General features: G+C 61.0%; 21 protein-coding genes and 2 tRNA genes. 13 read left to right on the forward strand and 10 right to left on the reverse strand.

Going from position 1 to position 18,874, the window contains the following annotated elements; genetic code table 11:
• Positions 1–6: 6 nt before the first annotated feature.
• The 3 genes from FDP25_RS01590 to bmt all read left to right on the forward strand — a co-directional run bounded on the left by FDP25_RS01590 (position 7) and on the right by bmt (position 2,516).
• On the forward strand, positions 7–324 hold the full coding sequence (locus FDP25_RS01590) for a DUF1476 domain-containing protein (protein ID WP_154148427.1): 318 nt from the start codon (positions 7–9) through the stop codon (positions 322–324).
• 142 nt (positions 325–466) lie between these two features.
• Positions 467–1,384, forward strand: a complete 918-nt coding sequence (locus FDP25_RS01595) for a class I SAM-dependent methyltransferase (RefSeq protein WP_154148428.1) — start codon at positions 467–469, stop codon at positions 1,382–1,384.
• A gap of 121 nt (positions 1,385–1,505) precedes the next feature.
• Entirely contained in the window at positions 1,506–2,516 is a 1,011-nt protein-coding gene (gene bmt, locus FDP25_RS01600) for a betaine--homocysteine S-methyltransferase (RefSeq protein WP_154148429.1), read from the forward strand.
• Here the strand turns inward: bmt and FDP25_RS01605 are convergent.
• Positions 2,513–3,586 carry a PA0069 family radical SAM protein gene (locus tag FDP25_RS01605; RefSeq protein WP_154148430.1) on the reverse strand — a complete coding sequence of 358 codons (1,074 nt, stop codon included), beginning with the start codon at positions 3,584–3,586 and terminating at the stop codon, positions 2,513–2,515. The two genes, bmt and FDP25_RS01605, sit on opposite strands and share 4 nt — an antisense overlap.
• Positions 3,587–3,798: 212 nt before the next feature.
• Here FDP25_RS01605 and FDP25_RS01610 point away from each other — a divergent pair, with 212 nt between their 5' ends.
• From FDP25_RS01610 to FDP25_RS01625, 4 genes are all read left to right on the forward strand, one after another.
• Positions 3,799–4,503: a corrinoid protein gene (locus tag FDP25_RS01610; protein WP_154148431.1), complete on the forward strand. Its 705-nt coding sequence runs from the start codon at positions 3,799–3,801 to the stop codon at positions 4,501–4,503.
• Positions 4,504–4,599: 96 nt separating this feature from the next.
• Positions 4,600–4,815, forward strand: a complete 216-nt coding sequence (locus FDP25_RS01615; RefSeq protein ID WP_154148432.1) for a hypothetical protein — start codon at positions 4,600–4,602, stop codon at positions 4,813–4,815.
• Position 4,816: 1 nt separating this feature from the next.
• Positions 4,817–5,140, forward strand: coding sequence for a YbjQ family protein (locus FDP25_RS01620; RefSeq protein WP_154148433.1), 324 nt, complete (start codon positions 4,817–4,819; stop codon positions 5,138–5,140).
• Positions 5,106–5,774 carry a DUF1638 domain-containing protein gene (locus FDP25_RS01625; protein ID WP_154148434.1) on the forward strand — a complete coding sequence of 223 codons (669 nt, stop codon included), beginning with the start codon at positions 5,106–5,108 and terminating at the stop codon, positions 5,772–5,774. The genes FDP25_RS01620 and FDP25_RS01625 overlap by 35 nt, the downstream gene beginning before the upstream one ends.
• Before the next feature lie 143 nt (positions 5,775–5,917).
• On the opposite strand, the gene FDP25_RS01630 is transcribed toward FDP25_RS01625, so the two are convergent.
• Positions 5,918–6,328, reverse strand: coding sequence for a SufE family protein (locus FDP25_RS01630; protein ID WP_154148435.1), 411 nt, complete (start codon positions 6,326–6,328; stop codon positions 5,918–5,920).
• Between the two features lie 126 nt (positions 6,329–6,454).
• On the opposite strand from FDP25_RS01630, the gene FDP25_RS01635 reads away from it, so the two are divergent.
• Complete coding sequence (locus FDP25_RS01635) at positions 6,455–6,985, forward strand: hypothetical protein (protein WP_154148436.1); 531 nt, start codon at positions 6,455–6,457, stop codon at positions 6,983–6,985.
• Positions 6,986–6,991: 6 nt separating this feature from the next.
• On the opposite strand, the gene rnd is transcribed toward FDP25_RS01635, so the two are convergent.
• The 3 genes from rnd to purM all read right to left on the reverse strand — a co-directional run bounded on the left by rnd (position 6,992) and on the right by purM (position 9,883).
• Complete coding sequence (gene rnd / locus FDP25_RS01640; RefSeq protein ID WP_154148437.1) at positions 6,992–8,149, reverse strand: ribonuclease D; 1,158 nt, start codon at positions 8,147–8,149, stop codon at positions 6,992–6,994.
• Positions 8,150–8,249: 100 nt separating this feature from the next.
• Positions 8,250–8,840, reverse strand: coding sequence for a phosphoribosylglycinamide formyltransferase (gene purN / locus FDP25_RS01645; RefSeq protein ID WP_343031929.1), 591 nt, complete (start codon positions 8,838–8,840; stop codon positions 8,250–8,252).
• Positions 8,837–9,883, reverse strand: a complete 1,047-nt coding sequence (purM, locus tag FDP25_RS01650; protein WP_154148438.1) for a phosphoribosylformylglycinamidine cyclo-ligase — start codon at positions 9,881–9,883, stop codon at positions 8,837–8,839. The genes purN and purM overlap by 4 nt, the downstream gene beginning before the upstream one ends.
• A gap of 250 nt (positions 9,884–10,133) precedes the next feature.
• On the opposite strand from purM, the gene FDP25_RS01655 reads away from it, so the two are divergent.
• Together FDP25_RS01655 and FDP25_RS01660 are read left to right on the forward strand one after the other, a co-directional pair.
• Positions 10,134–10,210 (forward strand) — tRNA-Ile (locus FDP25_RS01655).
• A 23-nt stretch (positions 10,211–10,233) separates the two neighbouring features.
• Positions 10,234–10,539 (forward strand): SH3 domain-containing protein, encoded by a 306-nt coding sequence (locus FDP25_RS01660; protein ID WP_154148439.1) that lies wholly within the window; start codon positions 10,234–10,236, stop codon positions 10,537–10,539.
• Between the two features lie 13 nt (positions 10,540–10,552).
• Here the strand turns inward: FDP25_RS01660 and FDP25_RS01665 are convergent, their stop codons facing one another.
• Positions 10,553–11,842, reverse strand: a complete 1,290-nt coding sequence (locus tag FDP25_RS01665) for an ATP-binding protein (protein WP_154148440.1) — start codon at positions 11,840–11,842, stop codon at positions 10,553–10,555.
• 40 nt (positions 11,843–11,882) lie between these two features.
• Here FDP25_RS01665 and FDP25_RS01670 point away from each other — a divergent pair, with 40 nt between their 5' ends.
• The 3 genes from FDP25_RS01670 (at position 11,883) to FDP25_RS01680 (ending at position 14,438) form a co-directional block, all read left to right on the forward strand.
• Complete coding sequence (locus tag FDP25_RS01670) at positions 11,883–12,806, forward strand: MBL fold metallo-hydrolase (RefSeq protein ID WP_154148441.1); 924 nt, start codon at positions 11,883–11,885, stop codon at positions 12,804–12,806.
• Positions 12,807–12,876: 70 nt separating this feature from the next.
• Positions 12,877–12,951 (forward strand) — tRNA-Asn (locus FDP25_RS01675).
• 86 nt (positions 12,952–13,037) lie between these two features.
• Positions 13,038–14,438: a tyrosine-type recombinase/integrase gene (locus FDP25_RS01680; protein WP_154148442.1), complete on the forward strand. Its 1,401-nt coding sequence runs from the start codon at positions 13,038–13,040 to the stop codon at positions 14,436–14,438.
• Between the two features lie 7 nt (positions 14,439–14,445).
• On the opposite strand, the gene FDP25_RS01685 is transcribed toward FDP25_RS01680, so the two are convergent.
• From FDP25_RS01685 to FDP25_RS01700, 4 genes are all read right to left on the reverse strand, one after another.
• The gene (locus FDP25_RS01685; RefSeq protein ID WP_154148443.1) at positions 14,446–15,027 is read right to left on the reverse strand and encodes a hypothetical protein; all 582 of its coding nucleotides are present in this window, start codon (positions 15,025–15,027) and stop codon (positions 14,446–14,448) included.
• Positions 15,028–15,360: 333 nt separating this feature from the next.
• A complete protein-coding gene (locus FDP25_RS01690) occupies positions 15,361–15,642 on the reverse strand; it encodes a hypothetical protein (protein ID WP_154148444.1) in 282 nt (93 codons plus the stop codon).
• Positions 15,643–15,832: 190 nt separating this feature from the next.
• Positions 15,833–16,810: a hypothetical protein gene (locus tag FDP25_RS01695; protein WP_154148445.1), complete on the reverse strand. Its 978-nt coding sequence runs from the start codon at positions 16,808–16,810 to the stop codon at positions 15,833–15,835.
• A 1,235-nt stretch (positions 16,811–18,045) separates the two neighbouring features.
• Entirely contained in the window at positions 18,046–18,612 is a 567-nt protein-coding gene (locus FDP25_RS01700) for a recombinase family protein (protein ID WP_154148446.1), read from the reverse strand.
• Between the last annotated feature and the right edge of the window lie 262 nt (positions 18,613–18,874).

Consider the following 18,874-nt stretch of genomic DNA (forward strand, 5'->3'; position numbering starts at 1 on the left):
ACCCAAATGACCACATTCGACGATCGCGAAAACGCATTCGAGAACAAATTCGCCCATGACGAGGAAATGAAATTCAAGGCCGAGGCCCGCCGCAACAAGCTGTTGGGGATTTGGGCGGCGGAGCTTCTGGGCAAGACCGGCGCGGATGCCGATGCCTATGCCAAAGAGGTCGTGCTGTCGGATTTCGAGGAAGCCGGCCACGAGGACGTTGTACGCAAGGTCGCCGGTGATCTGGGTGATCTGGCCGATGCCGATACGATCCGCGGCAAGATGGACGAACTGTTGCGCGTCGCCAAGGACCAGTTGATGAAAGAAGCGGAATAAACCGCGCCCACTACAACACGCACATACGAACGGGCCGCAGCGCAAGGCGGCCCGTTTTTTCGTTTGCAGTTTAATTGATATCAATGTCGGTTTGTAATGGCCCGCATAGGATTCGACATGAATTCATGCTACGGATGACGACATGCTGGATGGCCTTGGTTTTCAGACCCGGACCCATTGCCCCGCCTGTAAGGGGACTGGGATCACAGATTTGTGGAGCGGGCAGTTCAACGACGAGGGCGTGGCCCGCAACATTGACCTCTATCATTACAGCGCAGATTGGCGCAGTGCACTTGGCTCGGCTGGTTTTGCCTTGGTCGAATGCCGGGATTGCCGCTTGAAGTATCACCGGCAAGTCATTGATGATGCGTCTCTTTATATTGTTTATGGGAAATGGGCCGATGCGGCGCAGGCCCGCCGGTTCGAGGCCGCGCATGTGGCAGACAAGGCAGATCGATGGGCCTATCACAGCAAGTTGGCAAAGCTTGTCTTGCGGCTTCGGCACCTGATTGGACGAGAGACCGACGCGCCACGTCTTTTGGACTTTGGATGTGGCGACGGGGCGCTTTTGCGGATGGCCCATGGGTTCGGTTTTGAAACCACGGGGATTGACGTGAGTGCCACGCGTAGCGGTGGGGCCATGAGCGAGGGGTATAGCATCCATCCCGACTTTGAGGCTCTGGACGCGGCCGGGGGTGGCCCTTTTGACGCGATTGTCTTGTCGCAGGTTCTGGAGCATGTGGTTGACCCCCTTGGCCTGCTCTGCTCACTGAACGCGCGGCTTGCCTCGGAGGGCGTATTGTTCGTGGCGGTGCCGGATACCTCGGGTGTGGAGGTTCCGCGGAATTTCCACGAGTTCACGTTGGTCCAACCCATTGAGCACATCAACGCCTTCACCCCCGACAGCCTGCGTGATCTGGCGCGGCGGGCGGGATTTGCCCCTGTCCGGCGCCCTTCGGCCTTTGTCACGACAAGTGCGCGGGATGTCTTGCGCGCCGCGGCGAACTGGATTTACCAGCCGAAAACGACGGATGTGTTTTTCAAGCGGGCCGAGCCCTGAGCCGATTTGAACCGCTTGCATGATCCTCATGCAATCTATGAATTTGCCTCACGCCACCACATATGACAGGAAGCAGGCAACTGGCGGGGATGTTCCGCCAAAACCGTTTGAAAGGCGCGACATGAGCAACGCACTCAGCAAGATGATGGAAACCCGCGACTGGATTCTCGCGGACGGGGCGACGGGCACCAACCTGTTCAACATGGGCCTGGAGTCGGGCGATGCCCCGGAATTGTGGAATGATCAGCACCCCGACCGGATCAAGAAACTGTATACGCTTGCCGTGGACGCAGGCAGCGACCTGTTTTTGACCAATTCATTCGGCGGTAATGCCGCGCGCCTGAAGCTGCATGGTGCCGAGAAGCGGGCACGTGAACTGTCCCGCATGGCCGCCGAGATTGGCCGTGACGTGGCCGATGCCAAGGATCGCGACATTGTCGTGGCCGGATCGGTCGGGCCCACCGGCGAGATCATGGCACCGATGGGCGAGTTGACCCACGAGATCGCCGTCGAGATTTTCCACGAACAGGCCGACGGTCTGAAAGAGGGCGGCGCGGATGTCCTGTGGCTGGAAACGATCAGCGCGCCCGAGGAATACAAGGCCGCAGCCGAAGCTTTCAAACTGGCCGGGATGCCGTGGTGCGGGACCATGAGTTTCGACACGGCGGGGCGCACGATGATGGGGGTCACCTCGGCCGATATGGTCACCATGGTCGATAAGCTCGAAAACCCGCCGCTGGCCTTCGGGGCGAACTGTGGCGTGGGCGCCGCGGATCTGATGCGCACGGTTATGGGCTTTGTCGCGCAAGGCACCGAGCGCCCGGTGATCGCCAAGGGCAATGCGGGGATTCCCAAGTACGTGGATGGGCATATCCATTACGACGGCACCCCGGAACTGATGGCCGAGTATGCCGTTCTGGCGCGCGATGCCGGGGCCACGATCATCGGCGGCTGCTGTGGCACCATGCCCGAACACCTGTCGCATATGCGCGAGGCGCTGGAAACGCGCCCCCGGGGTGAGCGCCCGACGCTGGAAGAGGTGGCCGAGAAGCTGGGCGGCTTTTCTTCGGCGGCGGATGGCACCGGCGAGGACGACACGCCCAAACGACGCACGCGCCGTCGCCGGGGCTAAAGCAGCGAAAGCTGATCGCCGGGTTGCGGCGGGGGCTTGAAGAGATCGCAGCGCAGTTTCGGCTGCGCGCGATCCAGGCCCAGTTTGCTGGCCGCCACCTCGAAGCGGCGGGCGATCATCCGGGCATATTCACCGCTGCCACGCATCCGGTGCCCCCAATTCGACGAATAATCCTCGCCGTCGTGCATCTCGCGCACACGCGCCATGACGCGCACCGCCCTGTCGGGATAATGCGTGGACAGCCATTCGCGGAACAACGGCGACACCTCCAATGGCAGGCGCAGCATGATCCAGGAGGCCGCCGAGGCCCCCGCCCCCTGCCCGGCTTTCAGCAAGGATTCGATCTCGTGATCCGTCAGGCCCGGAACGACGGGCGAGGTCATCACGCGGACCGGCACCCCGGCCTCTGCCAGTCGTTCGATAGTGAGAAGGCGGCGCTTGGGGGATGGTGCGCGCGGCTCCATCCGGCGCGAGAGCACGGGATCAAGCGTTGTGAGCGAGATCCCCACGCGGACCAACCCACGGGCCGCCATATCCGAGAGAATATCAAGGTCACGCTCGATCAGCGTCCCCTTGGTGACGATCGCCACCGGATGATTGAAACGGTCCAGAACCCCAAGGCACGACCGGGTGACGTCATACCTGTCTTCGAGGGGTTGGTAGGGGTCGGTATTGGTGCCGATGGCCAGGGGCGCAACACGGTAGCGCGGGGCGCGTAATTCCCGCTCCAGAACGGTCGCGGCCTCGGGGCGTGCGATGAGGCGGGTTTCGAAATCCAATCCCGGCGACATGCCAAGCCAGGCATGGGTCGGGCGGGCAAAGCAATATATGCAGCCGTGCTCACAGCCCCGATAGGGATTGATCGAACGGTCGAACGGCAAATCAGGGGACTTGTTGTAGGTGATCAACGTCCGGGGACGCTCAAGACTGACATCGGTACGCAGGGGTGCGCTGCCCGGATCGCAGGGGTCATACTCCCGCTGGTGGCGTTCGAACCGGCTTGCCGCGTTGGATGTCGCCCCCCGTCCCGGGCAACGCAGGCTTGGATCGAGTGTGATTGGGCGCGACATTCCGACAAGATGGAACATTTTGGGAACATTTGCAACAAGCCCATATAGATCATGAAGGTTTTTCGAAGGTATCGGCCCGCAGAAAGGGGTAAAAGTCGGAACAAGCGCGGCCAATGTCGCAATTCGGAAAGTTGCGATGCGACAAATTGACGAAAGCTCACACAAGACTCAATCGCGCCATTGGGGCGCCACAGATATCAAGGAAACCGCTCATGTCTGACGAAGAAGACGACATCATCCTGTCGGAACTGGACGACGAGGAACTTGTCCAGCAGATGTGGGACGACCTTTACGACGGTCTGAAAGAAGAGATCGAAGAAGGCGTCAATATCCTGCTTGAGCGCGGTTGGGCGCCCTACAAGATCCTCACCGAGGCGCTTGTTGGTGGCATGACCATCGTCGGAAAGGACTTCCGCGACGGAATCCTGTTCGTCCCCGAGGTGCTTCTGGCCGCGAACGCCATGAAAGCGGGCATGTCGATCCTCAAGCCGCTGCTGGCCGAAACCGGCGCGCCGCGCGTAGGCTCGATGGTGATCGGCACCGTGAAGGGCGACATCCACGACATCGGCAAGAACCTCGTGTCGATGATGATGGAAGGCGCGGGTTTCGAAGTGGTCGACATCGGCATCAACAACCCGGTCGAAAACTACCTCGAAGCGCTTGAAGAGCATAAGCCGGACATCCTGGGTATGTCGGCCCTGCTGACCACAACTATGCCCTATATGAAGGTCGTGATCGACACCATGGTCGAACAGGGCATCCGCGATGACTATGTTGTCTTGGTGGGTGGCGCGCCCCTCAACGAGGAATTCGGCAAGGCCATCGGCGCCGATGCATATTGCCGCGATGCGGCCGTGGCCGTGGAAACCGCCAAGGATTACTGTGGCCGCAAGCACAACCAGGGCGCCACGGGCTAACGCCCTGCTGCATGTGCGAGATCGAAAACCCTTCCCATGGTGGAAGGGTTTTCTTTTTCAGGCGCGCTGCATATCTTTTGTGCAAGGGATAATGCCATGTCGCTGGATCGTTTCGTTCTGATCGTCGTTTGCGTCGTCGCTGGCTTTGCGGCAACCGTTTGGCTAGTGGGCCTTCTGATCGCGGCCATGAACCTGCCTTTCGGCTGGCTCGCCCTGGTCCCCGCGGCAGTCGTTGGCTACGTGATCTACCGCGTGATCGACGAGCGCCTGAGCAGCGCCGAAGACGATTATTACGACAAGATGGATCATTGAAATGTTGCATGTCACGAGACCGGACATCGCCGGGCACAAGGTGGTTGAAACCATTGGCCTCGTGCGCGGATCGACCGTGCGGGCCAAGCATCTGGGCACCGATATCGTCGCTGGCCTGAAAAACCTCGTGGGCGGCGAGATGAGAGGCTACTCCTCGCTCATGGCCGGGGCGCGTGAACAGGCCATCGACCGGATGCTGGAAGAGGCGCGCCGCAAGGGGGCTGATGCGGTGGTCTCGCTTCGGATGGAAACCTCGTCGATCATGGGCGGGGCCTCGGAAATCGTGGCCTATGGAACGGCGGTGCGTCTTGCCCCTGCCTCCTGAGAACATCCTGACCGAAGACGGCTTTGCCGAAACCGGGGCGCGCGGGCGCATCCTGCTGATTGCCTGCGGGGCCTTGGCGCATGAAATCCTTGCGCTCAAGCGTCTGAACGGTTGGGACCACATGGACCTGCAATGCCTGCCCGCCAAGCTGCATCTCTACCCCGAACGTATCCCGCAAGCGGTGGAAGATGCGGTTACGGAACACGGTAACAGATATGACCGCATCTTCGTGGTCTACGCCGATTGCGGGACCGGCGGGTTGTTACAGGCCAAATGCGCCGACCTGGGCGTCGAGATGGTGGAAGGCCCACATTGCTATGCCTTCTTCGAAGGCAACGCCGCCTTCGCCGCCCATGGCGACGAAGAAATTTCCGCCTTTTACCTCACCGACTTCCTCGTCAAGCAATTCGACGCGTTCGTCTGGAAGCCCATGGGCCTCGACCGGCACCCCGAGTTGCGCGATATGGTCTTCGGCAACTACACCAAGCTGGTCTATCAGGCCCAGACCGACAACCCGGACCTGCGCGCCAAGGCCGAGGCCTGCGCCGCGCGGCTGGGGCTGGACTATGAATACCGCTTCACCGGTTACGGCGATCTGGCCGTGGCGCTCGAAAAGCAGGCCGAAAAGACCTGACACCCTTCATCTTTCCCGAAATACTCCGGGGGGTTTGGGCCGTCTTGCAATCGCTCCGGCGGAGCGATTGAGGCCCAAACGGGGCAGCGCCCCTCATTCAAACCAACCTGTGCGGCGCAGCCGCGCCATTTGGACAGGCCCGGTCAAGCCGCTTCCGCCGCCACCATGCGAATCCGTTCGATCATCGCGCGCAATCCGTTGGACCGCTGCGCCGAGAGGTGATCGTTGAGACCGAGGCGGGACAACTCGCCCGGTGCGTCCACCTTTGGCACCTCCGCGACCGGAAGGTCATTGTAAAGCGCGCGCAGAACGGAAATCAGCCCGCGGACGATCATTGCGTCGCTGTCACCCTCGAAGGAAAATACCCCGCCCTCGATCTTGGGGTGAAGCCAGACCTGGCTGGCGCAGCCCTCGACCTTAGTGGCAGGCACCTTGAGCGCGTCGTCCAGCGGTTCCATCGCCTTGCCGTGGTCGATCACGTAACGATAGCGATCTTCCCAATCCTCGAGGAACTCGAAATCGGCAACGATATTTTCAAAGGCGTCCTGGGCCATGTCCTACTCCGATATTGCTTACCTCAAGAGGTAAGGCTGGCATCGTTGAAGGTCCAGAGCCAGCTTGCACCTTTTCAAGGGGCGCATGATAGGGTACTCGGGACAAAAGAGACAAAGGCGGTTGCGATGCGGACCCTTCTTTCCCTTCTCGTGATTTCTTCGATGGCCCTGGCGGGCTGTAGCGGCTGGCGCGATTCGCGCGTGAACCCGTCCAACTGGTTCGGCAAAAGCGAACCACGGCGCGTCGTGAAGGCCGATGGCACCGAAGAGGTGAATCCGCTGATCCCCGAACGTACGGGCATTTTCGACAAGCGCCCCGAGGATGAGAGTTATGAAGGGACGCCCGTGGATCAGATCACGGCCCTGAGCATCGAGCGGACCCCCGGCGGGGCCATCGTCCGGGCGACGGGTCTGACCCTGCGGCAAGAGGCCTTCGATGCCCGTCTGGTCGATGTGAACGGCGAGGACGATGACCTGACGCCGGTGGACGGTGTGTTGACCTTCCGCCTGTCGGCGGTTCAGTCCCGGGTGGCCCCGCAAGGCCCTGAGCGGACCCGCCGCGTGCACGTCGGGCGTTTCATTTCGAAACAGACGCTCGCCGAGACCCGCGCGATCCGCGTGGTGGCCGCCCGCAACGAGCGTGTCTCGCGGCGCTGAAAACCCTTACAGTTCGACGGTCTTGATCGCCCCGCCCTTGGCGGCGAGGGCGATTTCCCCGTCACACAGGCGCATCGCGTCCTGCCCGAAGACATCGTGGCGCCAGCCGTGCAATGCGGGCACATCGCGCAGGCCCGCGGCCAAAGCATCCAGATCCGCCGCGCTGGCAATCAGCTTCGAGGCCACGCCGTAGCTTTCCGTCTTGGCCTTGAGCAGCACGCGCAAGAGGTCGGCCAAGGCCGGGTTGACCTGTAGTTTCTCGCGACTGCGGTCGGGTTTGGGCATCTCCGCAGGCGGGCAATTCATGCCGTCTTCGACGGCCTTCAGGATTCCATCGGCCACCTCGCCCTTGCGCGCCTCGCGCAGAAGCAGACGGGAGCGCGACAGATCCTTGTGTGACGTGGGTTTTGTCGAGGCCAGCTCGACAAGTGCGTCATCCTTGAAGACCCGGTTGCGCGGGATATTGCGGGATTGCGCGTGCCCCTCGCGGAAGCGGGCCAATTCGCGGACAATGGCAAGGAACTTGGGTGAGGTATTGCGGGTTTTCACGCGCTTCCACGCCTCGTCGGGTTTCACGACATAGGTCTCGCCATCGGTCAGCGATTGCAGTTCTTCGGCGACCCATGCCGCCCGACCCGTTTCATCAAGTTTCTTTGCAAGGAATTCGTATATCTGGCGCAGGTGCGTGACATCCGCCACGGCGTATTTCTTTTGCGCCTCGGTCAGGGGGCGGCGCGACCAATCGGTGAAGCGCGAACTTTTATCGAGCTGCTGTTTGGCGATCTTGCGAACCAGCGTTTCATACCCCGCCTGATCCCCGAAGCCACAGACCATGGCCGCGACCTGAGTGTCGAAAAGCGGCGTGGGAATCACGCCCGCGTCGACATAGAAAATCTCAAGGTCCTGACGGGCCGCGTGGAAGACCTTGACCACCGAGGTATCGCGGAAAAGGTCATACAGCGGTTCGAGGGACAGGTCGTTATCCAGAGGGTCCACCAGCACCGCGTTGCTGTCGTCCTTGCCCGGCATGGCCAGTTGCACGAGGCAGAGCTTGGAATAATAGGTGCGCTCGCGCAGGAATTCGGTATCGACGGTGACGTAATCTTGTTTCGCGGCCTCGGCGCAGAAATCGGCAAGCTCTTGGGTGGTGGTCAGGGTTCTCATAAACGGCTTTTCTGTTCAGGGGTTGTGACGCGCGGCGCGCCTGTTTCCCTCCGGTATAGGGAAAGACAGGGGCAATGGAAATGCCCCTGCCCCGAATGGCCTAAAGGTAGATCGGGTTGCGATCGCCCTGGGCAAAGCGGCGCAGGACAGCCGGGTACAGCTTGTGCTCTTGGGTCAGGACACGCGCCGCGAGGGTATCGGGCGTATCGTCAGGCCGGATAGGGACACGGGCCTGACCGAGGATGGGGCCATCGTCCAGTTCGGGGGTGACCTCATGCACGGTACAACCGGCCTCGGCATCGCCCGCCTCGATGGCGCGGGCGTGGGTGTGGAGGCCACGGTACTTGGGCAGTAGCGAGGGGTGGATATTGAGCATCCGGCCCCTGAAAGCATCGATGAAAACAGGGGTCAGGATGCGCATGAACCCGGCAAGGCAGACGATGTCGGGATCATGTGGCTCAAGCGCGGAAATCAGCGCCTTTTCAAAGGCTTCCCGGTCACCTTTAAAATCCCTGTGGTCAACGACTTCGGTCGCGATGCCCCGGTCGGCCGCCTTTTGGAGCCCGCCCGCATCGGCGCTGTTGGCCAGCACCACGGCGGGCCGCGCGGGGTGGTCGCCCGTCATGCTATCGACCAACGAGACCATGTTTGACCCGCCGCCCGAGATCAGGATGGCGACCCGCTTGCTCACGCAAGCGCCCCACTGTAGCGGACGCCCGCGCCCTTGGTGACGGTGCCCAGTTGCGCGACGGTTTCCCCTTCGGCCTCAAGCAGGGTCACAAGGTCGGTCACGTGGTCTGGTTTCACGACGAGGATCATGCCGATGCCGCAGTTGAAGGTCTTGAGCATCTCCGCCTCGGCCATACCACCCGTGGCTTGCAACCATTTGAAAACAGGTGGCAATTCCCATGTGGAAAGGTCTACATCCGCGCCCAGATCATCGGGCAGGACGCGCGGCAGGTTCTCGGTCAGGCCGCCGCCGGTGATATGGGCCAAGGCATGCACGCCCCCTGCCCGGACAGCCGCAAGCGCCTGTTTGACGTAAAGCCGGGTGGGCGTCAGCAAGGCCGCACCAAGGGTGCCGTCGGCCCATGGGCAATCGGCGTCCCAGCCAAGGCCCGAAATCTCCACCAGCTTGCGCACCAGCGAATAGCCATTGGAATGAACTCCGTCGCTGGCCAGCCCCAGAAGCACGTCGCCTTCCGAGACACCGGCGGGCAGGTCCGCGCCGCGCTCCATGGCGCCCACGGAGAACCCCGCAAGGTCGAAATCGCCCTCGGGGTACATGCCCGGCATTTCCGCCGTTTCGCCGCCGATCAGGGCACAGCCCGACAGCTCACAGCCCTTGGCGATGCCTTCGATGATCCGCGCGGCGGTCTCGGTTTCCAGTTTTCCGGTGGCGAAATAATCGAGGAAAAACAGGGGTTCAGCGCCTTGGCAAACCAGATCGTTGACGCACATCGCCACCAGATCGACGCCCACGCCATCGACATTGCCGGTATCAATCGCGATGCGCAGCTTGGTGCCCACGCCATCGGTGGCGCCAACGAGGATGGGGTCGGTATATCCGGCGGCCTTGAGATCGAAGAGCGCGCCGAAGCCGCCCAGCCCGGCCATGACGCCGGGGCGGTTGGTGCGTTTGGCGGCGGGTTTGATCCGGTCGACAAGGGCGTTGCCCGCGTCGATATCCACGCCTGCATCCGAATAGGTGATGCCGTTCTTGCCGTCGCTCATGTCCAAGCCCTTTGCCGTAATCCCTGCGCGCGGGATTAGCCGATGTCAGGGGGGATGAAAAGCGCCTTGGGGCGCGCAGCGGCGCGAATCGCGGTTAACGCGTTGAAAGGCCGCGAAAATGGCCTGCCGGTGCCACGTCGGTATTTTATCGGTATTGCGTCGGTGCGGGATCGGAGCAGGAGTTCAATGAACAGGGCGTACGCTGCTTGCTTGACCGACCTGCCCCATCTGCTAATGACAGTCACAGGTCGGGCCTGTAGCTCAATTGGTTAGAGCAGAGCGCTCATAACGCTTTGGTTGGGGGTTCGAGTCCCTCCGGGCCTACCATGATTAGGAAGCAGGAAGACGTCATGCGCAAAACAGCCCTGTCCCTTGTCGCGTTCGCCCTGCTATCGGCTTGTGCCGATACGACGCCGGCGGCCATGGTCCAACAAGACCGGCTCGAGGTCTTTGGCGTGGAAGACGGTGATATGCTGAAGCTGCGGGCCGGGCCCGGAACGGGGTTTGACACGATTGTCGGCCTGCCCAACGGCACAATGGTTCGCGTGCGAAACTGTTCCCGCGTGGGCGGCACGCGGTGGTGCGAGGCCGCATTGGACCGGGCGCCGGGGCTGCGCGGCTATGTGTCGGAGACCTATCTGCGATCGCCCGGCTGATTGGTGCCAGGCGTCACCGCCCGATGACAATATCCGCCTGTAGCCCGCCCAAGCGCTGGCTTTCACCAAGGCGCAGAGTGCCGCCATGGGCGCGGGCGATGTCGAGGGCGATGGACAGACCAAGGCCGACGCCTGTGCCCGTGTTCTGGTTGCGGGCGGGATCGAGGCGGGCGAAGGGGCGTGTGGCTTCCTCCCGTCGCTCAGGCGGGATGCCGGGGCCATCGTCTTCCACGCGAATGCGCAGGGTTTTATCGGTGATCAGCACCGAAACTTCGGCTTTCGTCCCATAGCGGGTGGCGTTGCCGACAAGGTTTTCCACAGCACGACGAATGCCCCCCGGACGCAGGGCCACCTGCCCGTCCCCTTCGACCAGCGCCAGGGCAACCGGGACCTCGGCGCGCTGGAAATCCTCGATGATCTGGGTCACAAGGGCCACGGGATCGACCGGCTCGGGCTCCCCTTCCTGTGCGCCGCGGGCGAAGGCGAGGAATTCGTCCAGAAGACGCTCCATATCTGCGACGTCCTGTTCCAGTGGGATACGCTCGTCGTCCTCAAGCATGCTGAGGCCCAGTTTCAGACGCGTGAGAGGGGTGCGCATATCATGGCTGACGCCCGAGAGCATGAGTGTGCGCTGTTCGATCTGGCGTTCGATCCGGGCGCGCATGTCAAGGAAGGCATTGCCCGCCGCGCGAACCTCGGTTGCGCCAGAGGGGCGATACGGGACGTGGCGACCCCGCCCAAAGGCCTCGGCCGCGCGCGCGAGGCGGGTGATTGGGCGCAGCTGATTGCGCAGGTAGAAATAGGCGATCACGGTCATCAACCCGCCGAACACCACCATGTTGACCAAAAGCTGGTGCGGGTTGGAGGCCGACACGCGGCGGCGATCGAAACTGAGTTTGAGGGGACCATCGCGGTCATCGAAGTAGAGATGCACGAAGTGATCATCCGGCAAATCCACCGCGGCGAGGCTTGGGAGCAATTCATCGAAATAGCGGATCACGAAGCGCCCCGTGAAATCGTACCACCGGCGGCTGTCATCGCGTGGCAAGTTTTCCGGCGCTACGGGTACAACCGTTATATTGAGGGTCTGGGCTACAAGGTTTGCCTCGGGCCCCTCTTTCAGAATCAGGCGGATCTCGCGGCTGACCGAGCGGGTCATCTGTTCGGTCACGCCCTCGAAGTGGCGCTGAATGAACACGATCGAGACCACAAGGAGCACCGTCACAACCGGCATCAGCAGGATGAGAATCGCCCGGCCATAGAGATTGCGGGGCAGATAGGGTTTGAGCCAGCGAAACGACATGCGCTAAACCTAGCGGTGAGGCGCGGCAAGAGGAAGGCCCATGGCAGAGCAAAACGAGTTTGACCCACCCGTGGGCGTTGCCGAAGATATGGGGCGCGGGGTGCGGCGGGTATTGGCGCCCAACCCTTCGCCGATGACCTTTCGGGGAACGAACACCTATTTGCTGGGCGCGCGTGAGATCGCAGTGATCGATCCCGGCCCCTTGGACGAGGCGCATCTGGAGGCGATTCTTGGGGCCGTCGGGCCCGGACAACGGATCAGCCATATTTTCGTGACTCACGCGCATCTGGATCATTCGCCCCTTGCCGAGGTCTTGGGGCGTACGACAGGCGCGCCCGTTCTGGCCTATGGTGGGCCAGACGCGGGGCGCAGCACCGTGATGCAGGCGCTGGCCGAAAGCGGACTGGTCGGTGGCGGTGAAGGTGTGGACGCCGGGTTTTCCCCTGATGAGGTGCTGGCGGATGGCGAGGTGGTCGAGGCAGATGGCTGGAGCCTGCGGGCCCATTGGACGCCGGGCCATTTCGGCAACCACATGTGTTTCGAAGTGGCCGATATGCTGTTTACCGGTGATCTGGTGATGGGCTGGGCCAGTTCCATGGTCTCGCCGCCCGATGGGGATTTGACGGATTTCATGGCCTCCTGCCGACGGATGCGGGCCTTGGGCGCCACCGTGATGCACTCGGGCCATGGGGCACCGATCAACGACCCTGCCACGCGGCTGGATTGGTTGATTGCACACCGTGAGGGGCGCGAGGTGGAAATCCTGCGCGCCCTGGAGGCGGGCGCGGCCACGGCACAGGAGTTGGCCGAGGCGATCTATACCGAGACCCCCCCTGCGCTGATCCCCGCCGCAACCCGGAACGTTCTTGCGCATCTCATTGATTTGGCCGGGAAAAACCGGGTTCACAGCGTGCAACACCTAAACCGTAACAGCCGGTTTTCACTTGGGCCCATCCCCGGGTGAAAAGATCAAAAATTTTTGTCACAAACCCTCTGGACGGGGGGGGAAGCTATTGCTATATCCGCCCCCATGTTCCGGCGTAGCTCAGCGGTAGAGCAGTTGACTGTTAATCAATTGGTCGTAGGTTCGATCCCTACCGCCGGAGCCATTTTCCCCTTGAAAATGGAATAATATCAATAAATTAAGCGACATGTCGCTCCGCTCGGCACACATCTGAGCACACACGGAGCACACATGGGGCTGATATTGAAGCACGTAGAGAAAACCAAATCAGGCCGCTGGCAGTATCGGCGGAGAGTTCCCAAAGAAGTCGCTGAGGTCATCGACAAGCGGGAGTTCAAGCGCGTCCTCGGGGATACCGAGCGGGAGGCGTTGAAGGTCTACCCTCAGTTCCACGCAGAGGTTGAGCGGGCCATTGAGAAGGCCAAGGGCGATGCTGGTCATGTAGCCGCCGCCGACCGGAACGAATTGACCACGCGCCAAGCTTTCGGGATTGCCCGCGCCCGTGCTGCGTCTCTTGCCCACGATGCTGACACCGCTGAGAAGCGAGAGGCGATCATTGAGGCCCTGTCTGCCCCCTATGACCTTGATGAGGAAACCCTTGACCCCCTCAACGCGACTGAGGTGGACCGCATGGTCATCAACATTCTCAGGAACGGTGCAGAGGCGACGAAGCGCCCGGACCCGACCCTAGAGGACGCGAAAAAACTCTACTTTTCTGAGAAACAAAGAACTGACACGCCCGAACAGCTTCGCAGCCTTATGGGGCAAGTAAACCGTTCAATCCTGCTGACACAGGAGGCTTTTGGCCGTGATCCGGTGTTGACGGAAATGACTCGCGAAGACGCCCGCAATGTGCGCGACCATATGCTTGATCAAGTTAAGGTGAATGGGGAACGGATCAGCGCGGCTTCGGTCCAGAAGTATCTGAATTTGCTCAAAGCGGTCATCAACACCGCAGCAAACGAAATGGGGCTTCCTGCAACATTCAAGAACCCCTTCAATGATCTCAAAATACCGAAACCAAAAGGTGCACCAGATGCTGGTGAAGGAGAAAAGCGCGAACCGCTGCCCCCAGAGGTGCTAAAAGCCGTGCGAAACCGTATCCTTTCCCGAGTACGCATCCCCGAAGCCAGACTTATCTGGCGCCTACTAGAAGGTACTGGCTGCCGTTTGTCGGAAGTTCGGGGCCTACGAGTTGAAGACGTGACCACAGAGGGGGAGACACCGCATATCAGTGTCGCTTGGCATGACGAAAGGCGGGTAAAAGCAGAATCGTCATTCCGGTGTGTGCCGCTGGTCGGTGACGCGCTAGAGGCTGCTAGGGAGGCCGTTGCCGCCTCCGAAGGTGATAAGTTCTTGTTTGTTCGATACCTCGGAAAGAATGGAGCGGATAATATCTCCAGCCTTCTGATGGGCCATGTCCGCAAAGAAACCGCCAACCCTAAGCATGTGGTTCACTCGCTGCGGCACAATATGAAGGATTGGCTGCGGGAGGCGGAGGTCTCGAAACAGGATCAAGACCTGATCCTAGGCCATGCTAGTTCGGACGTGGGGGACCGCGTGTATGGGGGCAACGTGGCGAGGTTGAGAGCCGCCACAAGGGCCATGAAGAAGGCCCTCGGGGTGGATTAATTGGGGCTTAGGCGGGGAGACCCTGCCGCGCTTTCCAGCCCGCTTGTGTTGCGGCTTCTCGCTCATGCAATGCACGGCTGAGGACATTTGCAGGGCTGCGCCGACTATGCCCGCTTACAGCGACTAAATTCTTGCGGCGGAGGTCCAGCCCGTTGCCATTCTGGACGGAAACCTTTTTGCCGCCCGGCAGGTTCAATATGAGGCGGGCCACGGTAATTTTTACACCCACCTTGCGGTGTTGCAGCGGGGCGTCGGTCTGGACATACGTGAAGCCGTTCGAGCGGTTTGCGAACCACAGACCATCAGCCCCAGCATCGCGCACAGACCAGTAATCTGCCACTTCAACAAGGGCGTGAATATCACGGCGGTCATTCAAGGCCACCAGATAGCAAGCTACTCCGTCCTCATCGACACAGGGGACCGGCCAGCGGGCCTTTCGCTTGGCCTTGAGATAGTCAGCTTGCTTCGGGTGAAGATATGCCACGGCGCGTTCGTCTGCGGCCTTGAGCCGTGCAAATTCGCTTAGGGTAAGAGGGCGATAGCCCGACAATCCATTGATCTCGGGCATGAAATTCAATTCGTGTTTCATGGGTATTCCTTTCGGGGTGTTTTTTGGGGGTGATTGAGCCTTGCCCATCTACCGCTCAGGAGGATGCCCTACCGACCCCCACGCGGTCGCGCTGGGAAAGGAAGAATACCGAACACGCGAACGCAATCGGCAGGGCACCCGCCAGAACGGCAGATAAGCAAGGCACGGTCTCCAGTGAACGGGAAAGACCCTCCCAGCCGCTAGGCGCTCAATCGGTCACAAGGCGGCGGAGGGAGGTCAGTTCAATGGAGAAGGTTGAGCGCCATCAAGGCGCGGCTAGAGGCGTCTAACGGTGCCTCTGCGGGGCTGTGTGTGAACGCCAGTGGCTGGCCCCTACCGCATGTCATCGGGCCATTGCTCATGGTCCGCGTCATGTTCATCAAGGTCTGTCGTGCCATCGCTGGCGTTTAGCACTGCGTTGGGCACTGTCGCCTTGCGGCGTTGTTCCGCCTCCCACGTGTTCCACCAGATCACGCGACCATCCGGGCACAAGACCACCTCGCGCCGATCCTGATCGGTGGCGGCGGTGTATCCGGGCGGGAGGGAGCGTTGCCGTTCGGCGGTGCGACTATCGTGGATGACGATGGGCTGCATCTTGAACAGGCTGTAGGTCATTTGCGCCCTGCCCTTGCCCGCGCCCGTTCTCGGCGGCGTTCCCTGCGAACGTGTCGCTGTTCCGTCGCGCCCCCCCGGCAGATAGCGGCGGTGTGAGAGGGAGGCACGAAGTCCAGCCCGCACATGGGGCAATTTTTGATGGGCGGAATGGCTGCGCTGCGCCGGGGTGTGATGTGGACTACGGCGCGGGTCATACGCGCACCAGTCCCATACGGACAGCCGCACCAAAGGACATTTCAGGTTGACCGGGAATGGTGACACGCCAGTCGTTCGTTAGGCGGTCATAGCGGAGGGCCTTGCGTTCCTCTGCGGGCATGTCCTCCAGCATTTCCTTGAACCCTTCCGGGTCCAACTTGGGCATATTGGCGAGGTGATCCACGGCGGCGTTGGCGATGCTTACGAAACCGTCTGTGTCACCGTTCACCACGGCCGTGCGGGCAGCGCGAAGCTGGTCCTCGCTCAAGACCTCGCTCATCATGGCGATGGAGGCGCTGGGCGCACGTTCGGACAGGGTGTTCTCTGCCTGAGCCATGTAACCGGCGTAGACCTGTTTCGCCTGAACCTCGCTAACCCCTTCGGGCAGCATGTCCAGCACCGTTTCAGGTTCGCCACCGTTCTCAACGGCGTGGCTGATAAGACCATCGGTCACATGCGCCCCGTGGAATTGATCCACACCTTGCAGAATGTCGCTGGCAACCTTGGCGCGGTGCGCGGCGGGGCTGTCGTCCGCGTCAGTATCGGTGTCAGCCGCAGCGTTCGCCTTATCGTCAGCCTGAGCGCCCTTCGGGTTGCCTTGAGAGGCAGCCTTCGGGGCATTGTCAAAAGGGAGCGGGTCGCCCTCGCGGTAGCTCTGCGGCAGGAGACCACCAGCCTTAGCGGCGTCAATCGTGGTCTCGCCCACGCCGGGAATGACCACATGGCCGGGGCGGAGTGGTGCGTTGGCATAGGCCGTGCCACCGTTCGGGCCGAAACCCTTGTTCACGGTCTCTGTCGAGAGCTGACCATCCTTCATTGTCGAGGTGTGAACAGCGGCGGTGGTGATCTTGATGTTGTCGAACGTCCCGGCCTTCTTACCGGCCTGTTGATCCTCAAGCTGTTGTTGCAGCGTGGCGAGGTCATCGGCGGAGAAGTCAGTGGGCGACATATCGACGGATTGGAAATTACTCATTGGGTGTTCCTTTCAGGGTTGTTGATTTGGGGTGTCGGGTGCGCCGGGGGCGCGGTGGTCGGTGGTCTCAGAACTGCGTTCATCAGCAGTTGGAAATCACTCAGGGCAACCTTCCTGCCCATGTTCGTCATCCCGGCTGGTGGACCATGATGGAGACGCACGGTGCGACGTGGCGGGATGCAGAAAATGTTGAGGAAGGTTGGCCCTAATGCTGCACGTAATCCCACGGCTTCCGCACCAGCGGAGCCATGTGAACGACCTAGGCAGAGGTGATTCTATGGGGAAGCCTTAGAGGCTTTTAGGTGGGACCATAGGTGGCCCCCTCTGGTAGACTTATACAGGGATATTGAGGGGAGTGGGTGGGAGGTGATGCACCGGGTCATCAGCATAAGGGCAGCTACCTGATGAACCATGTCATCCACCTACATCTATCCTGTTAATGTAAACCTTCGGGGGCCTATGTCCGAGGGGAGGGGGTTTTACCCAGCCACTAGCGTTCGACCACAGCGCGAAGCCGTTCCGCAGCTTCCCCTACTCCTACCGGGTGTATCCCTTGAACCTCGTGGGCCTCCCTGATCTTGGACAACGCCACAGAGACGCACACGGCCACGTCAGGGGCGCTCAATGGCTTTCCGAGGCTCACCCCCTCGGCGGCCATACCAAGTTGCTCCACGGCGTCCTTGAGGGCGCTCAGGGTGTCCAGAGACGTGGGGGAAAGGGCGCTACCCCCGGCGGTGGCGTCAGCGTTAGCGTCAGCATTAGCGTCAGCGTTAGCGTAGAGGTGATCTGTAAGGGCGATAAGGTGGTCTATTACGTCGAGGGCAGGACTGGTTGCGGTGTGTCCAAGTGGTTAGTTCATATCAGCGATCCTTTCATGGTGAAGTTGCGTTAATGCTTCACTTTATAAGTCGCATGTAAGTAATTGTATATGCTAAATAAAGTTCCCATATGGGGAGCATTTTCAGCTAGCCCCACCAACACGGGACCAAGCCGTTTCTAAAGGGGCTTCTCAACGGTGTGCTTAGGGTGTCGTTAGGGTGGACCGCCGGGGCACAGGAGGGCCGATGGACAAAGACAGATAGGACAAGACAGAAGCGCGAATATCCCGCTATCTGCCCGTACATGGCCCCTTCCCGGTCAGCCGCCAATCAGTCTCCAGACCCCCATTATACCGGCCAACGTGGCTATGATCATATAGCCCCAACTGATCCCGAACAGAATGATCTCAACCATGGTCACGCCTCCCCTTTCGCCTCATCAAGTATCCGGTAGACACTCGCCCTGCCGATCTCCAACCGCTTGGCGATCTCGGTACCGCCCACCCCCTCACGGTACATTTGCAAGACCTCCTCCGCCTTGGCCCGTGCGGTGGGCTTCCGGCCCTTATACTTACCCTTAGCCTTGGCCTTGGCGATCCCCTCGCGCTGACGCTCTAGCATGATCTCCCGCTCAAACTCAGCAACACCGCCCAGCATGGTCAACATGAACTTCCCTGTTGGGGTACTCGTGTCGAGGTTCATATTCAGGATACGGAGCGCCGCGCCCCGGTCGGTCAGGGTGTCGAGGATTTCCAGCAGGTGGGCCACAGAGCGGGCCAGACGGTCCAGCTTGGTCACGACTAGGGTGTCACCCTCCCGGACGTAAGACAGGGCCTCAGCGAGCTTGTGACGCTCCCTCACGTCCACCGACGATACCTGTTCAATGAACAGACGGTCACACCCCGCCTCGTTCAACTCCCGCTTCTGCCCCTCAAGGCCAGCCTTCTGGTCCAGTGTCGAGGTTCGCGCATATCCTACCAACATGTCTCATGTCTCCTACTTGTGTCTCACAATGTCTTAGACATGATAAGCCGAGCTGTCTCAAAACGTCAAGGTAATTCTTTTGGGACGCATTACGGAACACCGTGAGACGTCTCGCTAGAGCTTGCCCTCTGGGACAGCGAGGGGCGATTGAACGCTAGTGGCAGAGTTTGTCGCGCGGGGAATATCGGAAGGCGGCGTTGCGGCGGCTCGACCTGTGGCAGGAGAACGAAGTCAACAGAGACCCCAGCCTATCCCGACAACG

The organism is Roseovarius bejariae, assembly GCF_009669325.1.
In the GTDB taxonomy this organism is placed as follows: Bacteria; Pseudomonadota; Alphaproteobacteria; order Rhodobacterales; family Rhodobacteraceae; genus Roseovarius; species Roseovarius bejariae.